Source organism: Rhizobium sp. L1K21 (genome assembly GCF_024055895.1).
Lineage (GTDB): Bacteria > Pseudomonadota > Alphaproteobacteria > Rhizobiales > Rhizobiaceae > Ensifer_A.
Genome location: NZ_JAMXLE010000001.1, coordinates 157,203 through 169,348 on the forward strand (window position 1 = coordinate 157,203; position 12,146 = coordinate 169,348).

Consider the following 12,146-nt stretch of genomic DNA (forward strand, 5'->3'; position numbering starts at 1 on the left):
CCGGTGTTATAAAGCGCCCAAAAAGAAGACCGGAGGAGACGTGACCAAGATCCCGCATCAAAAGCAGGCTAATCTGCCCTATCCGATTGCCTTTGTCGGCTTCGGCGAGGCTGCTCAGGCCTTTGCTGCCGGTTGGCGTCAGGTATTCAGCGATATTGAAATCGTTGCCTACGATATCAAGACCGATGTTGAAGATGCGGCTGTTCGCGCGGCAAAATTTGCCGACTATGAGAAGGCTGCGGTGCGCGGTGTCGAAGACCTTGCTGACGGGCTTGAGCGGGCCATGGCGATCTTTTCGCTGGTGACGGCAGATCAGGCGCATGAAGCAGCAAAAAGCGCCGCGAAATCGATCCGCAAGGATGCGCTGTATTTCGATTGCAATTCCTGTGCGCCCGGCACCAAGCGACGTTCGGCAGACATTATCGAAGCCGCCGGCGGGCGCTATGTGGATATCGCGGTCATGTCGCCGGTCCATCCGAAATTGCACAAGACCCCGCTTCTGACCTCAGGCCCGCATTCGGAAGATGCCGTCGAATTCCTGTCGGAGATCGACATGAGCGTGAAAGCGGTCGACGGCGATACGGGCCGCGCATCGTCGATGAAGATGATCCGCTCGGTCATGGTCAAGGGATTGGAAGCCCTGGTTTTGGAATGCGTTCTTTCAGGCACGCGCGCCGGCGTGGCCGACGAGGTGCTGGATTCTCTGGAAGCCAGCTATCCCGGTTTTGGCTGGAAGAAGCGAGCGGCCTATATGATGGAGCGTGCACTCACTCATGGACCTCGCCGTGCGGCGGAAATGCGTGAGGTTGCGCTGACTGTTCAGGAACTCGGCTTTTCGGGCGGTATGGCCACAGCCACGGCTGACTGGGAGGAGCTTGCCGGGAACCTGGGGCTCAAGGGTCGGTTTAGTGGTGATGAAGACTACGCAGAGATTGCGGATGCCGTGCTGGCGGCGCTTTCGAAGCAATGAGAGAAGAAACAATCTGGAGAGAACAGATGTCTATGAAGAAGGACTATGAGGACATTCCGGGCACGTTCGTGTTCGATGCCGACCGTAGCCGGGAGGGTTATCATCTCAACCAGTTCTGCATTTCGCTCAGGCTGCAGAAGAACCGGGATGCGTTCAACGCGAACGAAGAGGCTTATCTGGACAAGTATCCGATGAAGCCCGAGCAGCGCGATGCGGTTTTGAAACGTGATTGGAACCGTCTGCTCGAGCTGGGTGGAAACATTTATTACACGTCGAAACTGGCGGCCAATGACGGCATCAACTTTCAGAATCTCGCAGGGCTGATGACCGGCATGGGCGTGGATGCCTATCGCGACATGATGCTGAACGGCGGACGCAAAGTCGATGGCAACCGCTTCAAGAAAGAATGGGGAGAAGAGTAATGGCGCGTATTACAGCAGGTGTAGGCGTATCGCACGTTCCAGCCATTGGCGTTGCCATGGACACCAAAATCACCGATCAGCCCTATTGGCAGCCGGTTTTCAAGGGCTTTGAAAAATCCCGTGAATGGATGAAGGAAAAGAAGCCGGACGTTATTTTCCTCGTCTACAACGACCATTGCACGGCCTTCGATGCGTCCTGCATTCCGACGTTCGCGCTCGGCTGCGCAGCAGAGTTTCAGCCCGCCGACGAAGGTTGGGGTCCGCGTCCCGTTCCGGTCGTGAAGAACCATCAGAAGCTGGCAAGCCATATCGCCCAGTCGCTGATCCTTGATGAGTTCGACATTACCATCATGAACGAGATGGAAGTCGATCACGGTCTCACAGTGCCGCTTTCTGTCATGTATGGTGACATGACGCCTGAGGACGAGTGGCCCGCGCTGGTCATTCCGCTTGCCGTCAACGTGGTGCAGTATCCCGCACCGACCGGCAACCGTTGCTTCAATCTTGGCAAGGCAATCCGCAAAGCGGTTGAATCTTTCGACGAGGATTTGAACGTCGTGATCTTCGGCACCGGCGGCATGAGTCACCAGCTGCAGTACAAGCGTGCGGGTCTGATCAATGCGGAATGGGATAAGCGTTTCCTTGATCTTCTGACCGAAGATCCGGTTTTCGCCAGCAAGATCCCGCATGTGGAATATCTTCGCGAAGCCGGTTCGGAAGGCGTGGAAATGGTCATGTGGCATGTCATGCGCGGTGCGCTGGATGAAGAGGTGGTTGAAGTCCATCGCCACTATCACGTTCCGGCGTCCAACACCGCTGTCGGTCACATCATTCTTGAAAACAAGGCTGCTTAACAGCCTTTGCCTCCGGACACTCCTATCCGGGGGCAATGAAACAAAGAGGAAATTCTCATGCGAGTTTGCGTAGCCGGTGCCTATGGCGCCTTCGGTATCAAGCATCTGGATGCCATCGCCAATATCGACGATGTTCAGGTGACCTCGGTTATGGGGCCGACCAAGGAAAAGATCGAGAAACTGGCGGCAGAGCGTGGCATCGGCCATGCTGGAACCACTTTGGAAGAGTGCATTGCACGCGACGACGTGGATGCGGTGATCCTTTCAACGCCGACCCAACTGCATGCAAAGCAGGCGATTGCCTGCATGGATGCGGGCAAGCATGTTCTCGTTGAAATCCCGATGGCAGACAGTCTGGCCGACAGCCAGGCCGTGGTTGCCAAGCAGAAGGAAACGGGTTTGGTTGCGATGGCCGGACAGGTGCGCCGGTTCAATCCGTCTCATCAGTGGATCCATAACAAGATCAAGGCGGGCGAACTGAAGGTTCAGCAGATGGACGTTCAGACCTATTTCTTCCGCCGCACCAATACCAATGCCAAGGGCGAGGCGCGTTCGTGGACCGACCATCTGCTTTGGCATCATGCCTGCCACACGGTTGACCTTTTCCAATATCAGACCGGTGAGACTGTTTCCGAAGCCTACGGTCTCCAGGGACCAATGCATCCCGATCTCGGGATTGCGATGGACATGTCCATCGGCTTGAAGACGCCGAGCGGTTCAATCTGCACGCTGTCTCTGTCCTTCAACAATGATGGCCCGCTTGGTACGTTCTTCCGGTATATCTGCGACAACGGCACCTATATCGCCCGTTATGACGATCTGTTCGATGGTAAGGAAAACCCGATCGACCTTTCCGGTGTTGCGGTTTCCAACAATGGCATCGAGCTGATCGACCGCGAGTTCTTCTCGGCAATCCGTGAAGGCCGTGAGCCGAACGGTGCCGTCGCGCAAGTCTTGCCAGCGATGGAGACGCTCGACAAGATCGAGAAGTCTTTCGGCTGAGCCTCGCATTCCATTGACTCCGTTCGTCTCCCGCTCCAAAACCGGAGCGGGAGATTTTTTGTTAGAATGGTCGTACCAACCAAGGGTTCCAGAGCACATTATCGTCAGGTGCGGCTGATCGCGCTCGTCGTGTTGCTGTGTCTGGCGGCGGCATTCATCTTCGGAACCTCCATCTATTGGCGGCGGCAGGCGGCTGAACAGGTTTGGCAGGAGGCTGCCGAAACACTTGCGGTGCAAACCGAAATTCTCAGCGGCGTTCTCGACAAATATCGCATGGTTCCCCCGCTGCTTTCACGGCAAAGCGATATCATCGCGCTTTTCCCGGACCCAGGGGAGAACCCCATTTCTCCGAGGCGCGCCAGGGAAAAGGCAGAGGAAATTGCCGGCCTTTCCGGGGCGAAAGAAGTCATTTTTCTATTGCCGGATATGACCCTGCTTGCGGCTGCGCGTAACATCTATAATGGGCGCGCACCCGGCGCGGAGCCTCTCACGGAGGCGGCCAGCCATGGCATTCTGGGCCGTCAGGCTGTCTCACTGGATAGTCCCGATCGCGCTTACGCGTTTGCATCGGATGTCCGTCGCAATGGGAAGTTTGTCGGCGTGGTCATCGCCTATATCGGGTTTGAAGGTATTGAGGCGACATGGTCGCTTACAACTGCGCCGGTTTTCATCACCGACGAAGACAATGTCATTATTCTCACCAACCAGCAGCAATGGCGTCATCGCAGTATGACCGAGGTTTTGACCAATGCGCTGGTGCAGAAGAAATATGTCAATCTCGAACGCAACCTGCCCCTGCTCGGTTGGCAGTTGCATGTTCTTGCCGATCAGGCGCCGGCGCGGCGGACCGGCATAACCGCTGGTGGCGTTGCCGCCCTCTTGAGCGTTCTGGCTGGTGCAGCGGTGTTGCTCTATCTCAGCCGGCGCGAGCGGCTTGAGCGGCAGACACGCCGCGACAAGGCGCAGGCGCTGCGTTTGGAACGTATTGTGCGCGATCGCACCCGGGCACTCAGTCTGACAAACGATGAGCTGTCTCACGAAGTGGAGGAGCGCAAACAGGCGGAAGAAAAACTGACGCAAGCGCAGGCCGAACTGATCCAGACCGCAAAGCTTGCTGTTCTTGGACAAATGGCGGCAACGTTGAGCCATGAGATGAACCAGCCATTGGCCGCCATGCGGACCTATGCCGACAATGCCACCCGCTTTCTGGACCTTTCGCGTGTTGGGGACGCGCGCGCAGCGCTTGGCCGGATTTCGGCGATGGTTGACCGGATGGCGGAGCTTTCAGGTGCGCTTTTGTCCTTCTCCCGCCGGCCCGGAACGGAGAAGCGGCCCGTTTCTCTCGGTTCCGTGCTGGAGGAGGCATTGATCCTCGTGCGGCCGCGGGCCAAAAAAGCGGGCGTTTCTCTCAAGGTTGCCGAAGGCGTCGGCAATCTTGCCTTGCTTGGCGGTCGGGTTCGGCTTTCGCAAATCGTCGTCAATCTGGTCAACAATGCAGTGGATGCACTGCGTGACACCAGCAATCCGGAGGTCGTCATCGGTGCCCACCGTGAAGAGGACCAGATCGTGCTGACCATTTCAGACAATGGCCCCGGAATACCGAATGAATTGCATGAGCGGATTTTCGAGCCGTTTTTCACCACCAAGCCGCATGGCGAAGGGGTGGGGGTCGGCCTTTCTATCGTCTATAATATTGTGCAGGATTTCGGCGGCAGTATAAGATTGGTGGATCGCGAGGGGCCGGGCTGCACATTTGAAATTCGGCTTCAGGCTGCCGAGCAGGCAGCGGTGGCTGCTGCAAATTGAAAGGCCGGTCATGAGAGATGCGTTAAAACCGGTTGTCCATCTGGCGGATGACGACGACGACTTGCGCGATGCTTTGGCACAGGGTCTTGCGCTTGAAGGCTTGCCGGTGGTTGTTCATGAAAGCGCAGAGGCGCTGATGTCGCGTATTTCGCGCGAAGAATATGCCGTCATTGTCAGCGATATCCGCATGCCGGGCATGGACGGTTTTGAGCTTCTCAGAGCGGCGCTGACTGTTGATCCCACCTTTCCCGTCATCCTCATTACCGGGCATGGCGATGTCCAAATGGCAGTCGATGCCATGCGCAACGGGGCTTACGACTTCATCGAAAAACCGTTTCAGGTTTCGCGGCTCTACACGGTTATTGAGCGCGCGCTGGAAAAGCGACGGCTGGTTCTGGAAGTGCGCACGCTGCGCACCGAACTGGAAGGCGACGACGCGCTTGCCCGCCGTCTTGTTGGACGCACACCGCAGATCGTGAACCTTCGCGAGCAGATTTCCATGCTCGCCGATACCAATGCCGATGTGCTTATTCTTGGCGAAACCGGAACCGGCAAGGAAGTGGTGGCGCGTGCGCTGCATGATTTTGGCGAGCATGCGCGCGGCAATTTTGTAGCCATCAATTGCGCGGCCTTGCCAGCCGATATGATTGAGGCTGAACTCTTCGGGCATGAACCTGGGGCCTTTACCGGCGCGCAGAAGCAGCGGATCGGCAAGCTCGAACATGCCAATGGCGGCACGATCTTTCTCGATGAAATCGAGTCCATGCCGCTTGATCTGCAGGCCAAGCTTCTGCGTGCCATCGAAACCCGCTCCATTGAGCGGTTGGGGTCCAACAAGACGGTGGCGCTGGATGTGCGCTTCATTGCAGCGACCAAAAGCGACCTTGCCGACGACGGCAAGCGCGGGACATTCCGGCCCGACCTCTATTACCGGCTCAATGTCATCACGCTGGAATTACCACCCTTGCGGGACAGGCTGGAGGATGTGCCGCTGCTCTTCTTCCATCTCGCCCGGGAGGCGCGGGCACGCTACCGTCGTGAAATACCTGATATGCCAGCATGGCTCGAGGCGCAGCTTATGCAATATGACTGGCCCGGCAACGTGCGCGAATTGCGCAATTATGCCGACCGCTTCGTGCTTGGGATGTGGAAGGGCTTTTCCAAGCCTGCCGGTGCTGAAATCGCGGAATCCGATCTTTCCGGCAGTCTCTCCGATCGGTTGGCGGTCTATGAGCGCGCCATTATCGAGGCTGAGCTTGCCCGTCACAATGGTGTTCTCAAGCCCGTGTACGAAGCTCTGCAAATCTCGCGCAAGGGTCTTTATGACAAAATGAAGCGGCTGGGCATCGATGGTGCCGATGTGCTGGAAAAAACTGAAGGCGATGTTACGTCAGCTTAACATCTCGATTTTCGCGATGGGTAGTTTTTTACACATGACGCCGATTTTCGGATATGCCGGTTTTTTTCCTTTATCCGTATCTTTTTGATTCTCCTTGTAAAGTTTGAATCTCCGAAACTTGTCCACAAAGTGGCACGGGGCTTGCTGATCTTCGCTTGCCGCGAATTGAGGGAGGTTTGCGGGAGGGGGAGGCACGAGCGCTCAGTTCGGGCCATTATTCCTGACATGAAGCCTCCTGAAAGCGCGGCGGTTCGATCTCCGCAGGAGACGACGTGACTTTTCAATGAACGGGCGTTGTGCCCGACAGGAGGACATTATGAAAAAGATTCTACTCGCAGCTGCGTCCATGCTGACGTTGAGCTTCGGAGCCGGTGCAGCGCTTGCTAACGAGTGCGATCCGGGCGAAATCGTTATCAAGTTTGCGCATGACGTTGCGGAAACGCACCCGAAGGGCGTTGCAGCGCTTGATCTGGAGAAGCGCGTCAATGAGCAGATGAACGGCAAGGCCTGCATGCAGGTGTTCCCGAACTCCACGCTTTTCGATGATGACAAGGTCAAGGAAGCCATGTTGCTGGGCGATGTTCAGCTGGCTGCACCTTCGCTCTCCAAGTTCGAAGCCTATACCAAGAAGTACCGCCTTTTTGACCTGCCGTTCCTGTTTAACGATTTGGCTGCTGTGAACCGCTTCTACAAGACGGATGCAGCAAAATCGCTTCTCACGACGCTGGAAGATGTCGGCTTTGAAGGCCTGGATTTCTGGGCGTCGGGCATCAAGCAGTTTTCCGCCAAGAAGCCGCTTCTGGTGCCTGCCGATGCAAACGGCCTGAAATTCCGTATTCAGCCTTCTGACGTTGCGCTTGCCATGGTCGAAGCCATGGGTGCATCCGGTCAGAAGCTTGCGTTCAAGGAAGTCTATGGCGCGCTGCAGACGGGCGTTGTGGATGGTCAGGAAAACTCCTGGTGCAATATCTACACCCAGAAGTTCTACGAAGTGCAGGACGGTATCACGGAAACCAACCACAGCCTGCTCGGCTATCTGGTGATCACCTCCAAGGAGTGGCTCGACAGCCTTGATGAGGATGTCCGCACGCAGTTCCTGCAGCTCGTGGATGACACGACCAATGCCTTCAACGATTCCATTGCCGGCGAGGAAGCCGCCTGCCGTCAGCAGATCATTGACGCGGGTTCCCCGGTTCGTGAGCTGACGCCGGAACAGCGCCAGGAATGGGTTGAGGTCATGAAGCCGGTTTGGGCCAAGTTCGAAGCCGATGTCGGCAAGGACATGATCGACGCCGCTGTCGCTTCCAACAACGAATAACACTGCGTTTTGACCAATCTGGTCCGGCCCTTCCGGGGGCCGGGCTCTTTCAATGCAGGTCGGAGGGGAACCATGTCATTCCTGCCCTATGGACCGTGGCTGCTGCTCGCGCTTCTGGTTCTCGTTTATTACATCATCGACAAGCTGAAACCTGAAGCGCTCGCCCGCTTTGAGGAAAACACGCTGGCCATTCTGCTGGCCGTGATCACGCTCGTTGCATTCACGCAGGTGATTGCGCGTTACGGCTTTAATTCGGGCTGGAGCGGCGCGCTCGAATTTCAGCGCATTCTCTTCGCCTGGCTCATTCTCTTCGGCATGAGCTATGGCGTGCGCACCAGCACGCATCTGGGCGTGGATGCGTTTGTGCGCATGCTGCCGCCGTCGGCGATGAAGATGGTCGCAATTTTCGGGGCGCTCGCCTGCATCGTCTATGCGGCCATTTTCCTGGCTGCCGACTGGCTACAGATTTTCGGTGCCGACACAAAGGGCGGCTCTGTCTTCTACTGGTCGAAAATCTACAAGATCAATGCCGGGCTCGATGAAATGAAGTGGCCGGAATTCATGGTCAACGCGCTCGGTCTGAAGGAACGCCTGCCACGGTGGCTTGCCTACCTTATCTTGCCCGCTGGTCTTGCGCTTTTCATCCTGCGCTCGGCTCAAGCGCTGGTGCAGATCGCCAAAGGTGAACGTGACTTGATCATTGCCGGACACGAGGCTGAAGACCTCGTTGCCGAGCACAAAGATGCGCTGAAGGACTGAGGCCGATGGAATCGCTTATTCTCTTTATCCTCGTTCTTTCGTTCCTGTTTCTGGGCGTGCCGGTGGCCATTTCGCTCGGCCTGTCTGCTCTTCTCATCACCGCCTTCTTCTCGACGGATTCCATGTCGTCGGTTGCCGTGCAGATGATGGATGCGTCGCAAAACTATACGCTGCTTGCCATTCCCTTCTTCATTCTGGCCTCGGCCTTCATGTCGACCGGGGGTGTCGCCAAGCGGCTTATCCGCTTTGCAATTGCAAGTGTCGGACATTTCCGCGGCGGACTTGCCATGGCTTCCGTCTTGGCTTGCATGATGTTTGCAGCCCTTTCGGGGTCTTCGCCGGCAACCGTGGTTGCGATCGGCACGATTGCGATTGCGGGCATGCGGCAGGTTGGCTATTCCAAGCCTTTCGCAGCGGGCGTTATCGCTAATGCCGGCACGCTCGGTATTCTCATTCCCCCGTCTATCGTGATGGTGGTCTATGCGGCTGCAACCAACGTCTCGGTCGGACGCATGTTTCTCGGTGGCGTTATACCGGGCATCGTCGCCGGCCTGATGCTGATGGGCGCGATTTACATCATCGCCCGGATCAAGAACCTTCCGGCCGAAGACTGGAAGGGATTTCATGAGATCGTCGAAGGCGGCAAGGAAGCCGGTTTCGGCCTGTTTCTCATCGTCATCATTATCGGCGGCATTTACGGTGGAGTTTTCACGCCAACGGAAGCGGCAGCCGTGGCTGCCATTTACTCCTATTTCGTCGCAGTGTTCATCTATCGTGATATGGGACCGTTAAAAGACGTGCCGTGGGTTCGTGCAACGGACTCTCAAAGTGCGCTTTTGGGTTTCAAGGCACTTGTCTATGCCCTTTCCTTCCTCTTCGTGTGGATGGTGTTGAGCTATTTCGCGATGGCCGACTGGGAGAGTGTAACCGGAACCGGGCGTCTTGTTGTGGGGCTGGTTTTTGCGGCGGCCATTCTGATTGCCTACGCAACCTGGCGTGACCCAAACCACAATCCGGCTGCCATCGGTGCCCATCTTGGCAGAAGCCTGCCGATCTGGGGCAGAAATCTTGGGGCCATTGGTCGTTCGTTTTTCCCGGCAGCGGTCAATGAGGAAACGCGCAAGGTTCTTGTCGATGCCGCGCGCACCACGATCATGCTGATGTTCATCATCGTGAATGCCATGCTCTTCGCGCATGTGCTGACGGCTGAACGTATACCCGACACGATCACGGAACTGATGCTCGGCTACGGCTTCAACTGGTTCACCTTCCTGATTGCCGTAAACTTGCTCCTGTTGTTGGGCGGTCAGTTCATGGAGCCGTCGGGTCTGTTGCTGATCGTTGCGCCGGTCGTGTTCCCGATTGCGGTTCAGTTGGGTGTGGATCCGATCCATCTCGGCATCATCATGGTCGTCAACATGGAAATCGGCATGATCACGCCGCCGATCGGCCTTAACCTCTTCGTGACCTCAGGGATCACGGGCATGAGCCTTGTGCAGGTGGTAAAGGCGGCCTTGCCGTTTGTGGGCGTGCTGCTGCTCTTCCTGGTGTTGGTCACCTACATACCGGCCATGTCGACATGGTTGCCAACCCTGCTCATGGGGCCTGAAACGGTCATCAGGTGAAGGGCGTCGGTGTAATGAAAAAACGAAGCGCGGCACTTTCGAACGGTGCCGCACTTTTTCTTGAGCATTTCCAGCCGAAGCATATTCGCTTTGGCGTCGGACAATGCGGCAAAAACAAAGAGATAGAGCGTTTCAGGTGATCCGTTTTTCATCTGAAACGCTCTATTGAAGCAAATCTCTACTGACGCTCTTCGAGCGCCTGTCTGGCCAGATCATAATGTTCAGGGCGCATCTGCGACCTCACGGCGCTGATCGCCGCAGCCAGAACGGCAAGGTCATCCGAAAAGCCAACCAGCGCGATAAAATCCGGTACGGCATCAAACGGCATGACGAAATAGGCGAGTGCAGCGAGCAAAATGCCTTTGGTCCTGATCGGTGTTTGGGGATCGAAGGCACAGAAATAGGCTGCCACGACGTCCTCGCCAAAGGGCAGACGCCGCACGGCTTTCTTGAATGTTGTCCAGAAACCTTTCTTTACGGTCTCTGCGCGTTCACGCTGGGTATCCTCTGTGCCGGGTTCCAGAATGTCACCATATTTGACGTCATCCATCCGCTTCCCTCCAAATCTGGAATTTATGTGGGAATTCTCTCATCTCTTTTCAATTCAGATGGCTCTTGCCGCCTTGTCCATGGCTTTGGCGAGCTTGAAGTCCAGTTTGGTCAGCCCGTTAGCGGAATGGGTGGTCAGGCGCACGCTCACGCTGGAATAAACATTGGACCATTCCGGATGATGATCCATCTTCTCGGCCATCAATGCACTTTCTGTCATGAAGGCAAAAGCTTCCCGGAAATTTGCAAATTTGAAGTCCCGTGAAATTGCCTTTCCGCCGTCTTCGACCTGCCAGCCATTGAGCTTTTCAAGCATTTCTTCTACTTCGGATGTTTCGAGAGGTTGCTGTTCCATGGTGATTGCTCCGTCCCTTTTCATGCGTTTGTCTTCGTCTTAAACAGGATAACACAGACTTGCCATCCGTCCTCTTTGTCTGTCTCGGCAATATTTGCCGCTCGCCCTTGGCCGAGGGTCTATTTCGCCATCATGTGGAAAAGGCCCGAAGGACGGAAGAGTTCCATATCGATTCAGCGGGAACCGGTGGGTGGCACGCAGGTGATCCGCCAGACCCGCGCTCCATAGAGATTGCACGTCGCTATGGCATCGACATCACCGGGCAACGCGCACGGCAGCTTCTGACACGTGACTTTGAGGACTACGATCTTATCCTCGGCATGGACCGCAGCAATGTTCAGACCATTCTGCAGCGTTCGCCGGTTGGTGCGCGCGCAAAGGTTCATCTCTTCCTAAAATTTGCTGACGGAACCGAGACCGATGTTCCCGATCCCTATTATGGCGGGCCGGACGGGTTCGAAAATGTCTACCACACGCTTTCGGCAGGATGTATGTCGGCGCTCGGAAAATTGTAGTCTTCCGAATAGTCGGAGAGTGGAAAGATCTCTTCGGTCCGATAGGGGCCGCCGCCCACGGAATCGCGCGACGACAAGAGAACGAAACGGCCGACGGTGAAGGGCTGCGTGTGGAAATTGCCGCGGCCCGACAGGTAATGAACAACATCGTCCAGACGGGAAGAGCGCAGACGCGCCAAGGTCACATGCGGCATGAACTTGCGCTGGTCGGCGGGAAGTCCGATGCGTTGGCAGATGCGTTCGATCTCGCCTTGAAGTTCGTAAAGCTCCGGCGGCTGGGTGACGCCCGCCCACACCGAGTGCGGTTTCTTGGAGCCGAAAGAGCCGGTTCCCGTCAGCGAAAGCTCAAACTGGCTTCGGTCTATCCGGTCCAGCCGGTCGACGATTTCGTCTGCCGTGCGGTTATCGACATCGCCTATAAAGCGTAATGTGATGTGGTAGTTTTCGACGTCTATCCAGCGGGCTCCCGGCAAGCCGCCGCGTAACAGAGATAAGCTCATCGCCGCATTTCGCGGGATCTCGAGGGCGGTAAAAAGTCTCGGCATGGCGAGCTCCCCGAATCTCAATGTTAC

13 protein-coding genes are annotated in these 12,146 nt (G+C 56.4%); 10 read left to right on the top strand and 3 right to left on the bottom strand.

All coding sequences use genetic code 11. The annotated features are described in order from the left end of the window. Positions 1-40: 40 nt before the first annotated feature. From NHF56_RS00710 to NHF56_RS00750, 9 genes are all read left to right on the top strand, one after another. On the top strand, positions 41-970 hold the full coding sequence (locus NHF56_RS00710; RefSeq protein WP_252800655.1) for a DUF1932 domain-containing protein: 930 nt from the start codon (positions 41-43) through the stop codon (positions 968-970). Between the two features lie 26 nt (positions 971-996). Then, complete coding sequence (ligA, locus tag NHF56_RS00715; protein WP_252800657.1) at positions 997-1,392, top strand: protocatechuate 4,5-dioxygenase subunit alpha; 396 nt, start codon at positions 997-999, stop codon at positions 1,390-1,392. Beyond that, positions 1,392-2,246, top strand: a complete 855-nt coding sequence (locus tag NHF56_RS00720) for a class III extradiol dioxygenase subunit beta (RefSeq protein ID WP_252800659.1) — start codon at positions 1,392-1,394, stop codon at positions 2,244-2,246. The genes ligA and NHF56_RS00720 overlap by 1 nt, the downstream gene beginning before the upstream one ends. A 57-nt stretch (positions 2,247-2,303) precedes the next feature. Continuing rightward, the gene (locus NHF56_RS00725) at positions 2,304-3,248 is read left to right on the top strand and encodes a Gfo/Idh/MocA family oxidoreductase (protein WP_252800662.1); all 945 of its coding nucleotides are present in this window, start codon (positions 2,304-2,306) and stop codon (positions 3,246-3,248) included. Positions 3,249-3,314: 66 nt separating this feature from the next. Then, a complete protein-coding gene (locus NHF56_RS00730) occupies positions 3,315-5,054 on the top strand; it encodes an ATP-binding protein (protein ID WP_252800664.1) in 1,740 nt (579 codons plus the stop codon). A gap of 10 nt (positions 5,055-5,064) precedes the next feature. Further along, positions 5,065-6,453, top strand: coding sequence for a sigma-54 dependent transcriptional regulator (locus tag NHF56_RS00735; RefSeq protein ID WP_252800666.1), 1,389 nt, complete (start codon positions 5,065-5,067; stop codon positions 6,451-6,453). 316 nt (positions 6,454-6,769) lie between these two features. Continuing rightward, positions 6,770-7,771 (top strand): DctP family TRAP transporter solute-binding subunit, encoded by a 1,002-nt coding sequence (locus NHF56_RS00740; protein ID WP_254007582.1) that lies wholly within the window; start codon positions 6,770-6,772, stop codon positions 7,769-7,771. A 72-nt stretch (positions 7,772-7,843) separates the two neighbouring features. Then, a complete protein-coding gene (locus tag NHF56_RS00745; protein ID WP_252800668.1) occupies positions 7,844-8,530 on the top strand; it encodes a TRAP transporter small permease in 687 nt (228 codons plus the stop codon). Positions 8,531-8,535: 5 nt separating this feature from the next. Next, the gene (locus NHF56_RS00750; protein WP_252800670.1) at positions 8,536-10,155 is read left to right on the top strand and encodes a TRAP transporter large permease; all 1,620 of its coding nucleotides are present in this window, start codon (positions 8,536-8,538) and stop codon (positions 10,153-10,155) included. A gap of 178 nt (positions 10,156-10,333) precedes the next feature. Here the strand turns inward: NHF56_RS00750 and NHF56_RS00755 are convergent, their stop codons facing one another. Together NHF56_RS00755 and NHF56_RS00760 are read right to left on the bottom strand one after the other, a co-directional pair. Next, on the bottom strand, positions 10,334-10,705 hold the full coding sequence (locus tag NHF56_RS00755; protein ID WP_252800672.1) for a YkvA family protein: 372 nt from the start codon (positions 10,703-10,705) through the stop codon (positions 10,334-10,336). 54 nt (positions 10,706-10,759) lie between these two features. Further along, positions 10,760-11,059 (bottom strand): 4a-hydroxytetrahydrobiopterin dehydratase, encoded by a 300-nt coding sequence (locus tag NHF56_RS00760; RefSeq protein WP_252800674.1) that lies wholly within the window; start codon positions 11,057-11,059, stop codon positions 10,760-10,762. A 59-nt stretch (positions 11,060-11,118) separates the two neighbouring features. Here NHF56_RS00760 and NHF56_RS00765 point away from each other — a divergent pair, with 59 nt between their 5' ends. Next, positions 11,119-11,574, top strand: coding sequence for a low molecular weight protein-tyrosine-phosphatase (locus NHF56_RS00765; protein WP_252800676.1), 456 nt, complete (start codon positions 11,119-11,121; stop codon positions 11,572-11,574). Here NHF56_RS00765 and thpR read toward each other — a convergent pair. Next, a complete protein-coding gene (gene thpR, locus NHF56_RS00770) occupies positions 11,526-12,119 on the bottom strand; it encodes an RNA 2',3'-cyclic phosphodiesterase (RefSeq protein ID WP_252800677.1) in 594 nt (197 codons plus the stop codon). The two genes, NHF56_RS00765 and thpR, sit on opposite strands and share 49 nt — an antisense overlap. Positions 12,120-12,146: the final 27 nt, after the last annotated feature.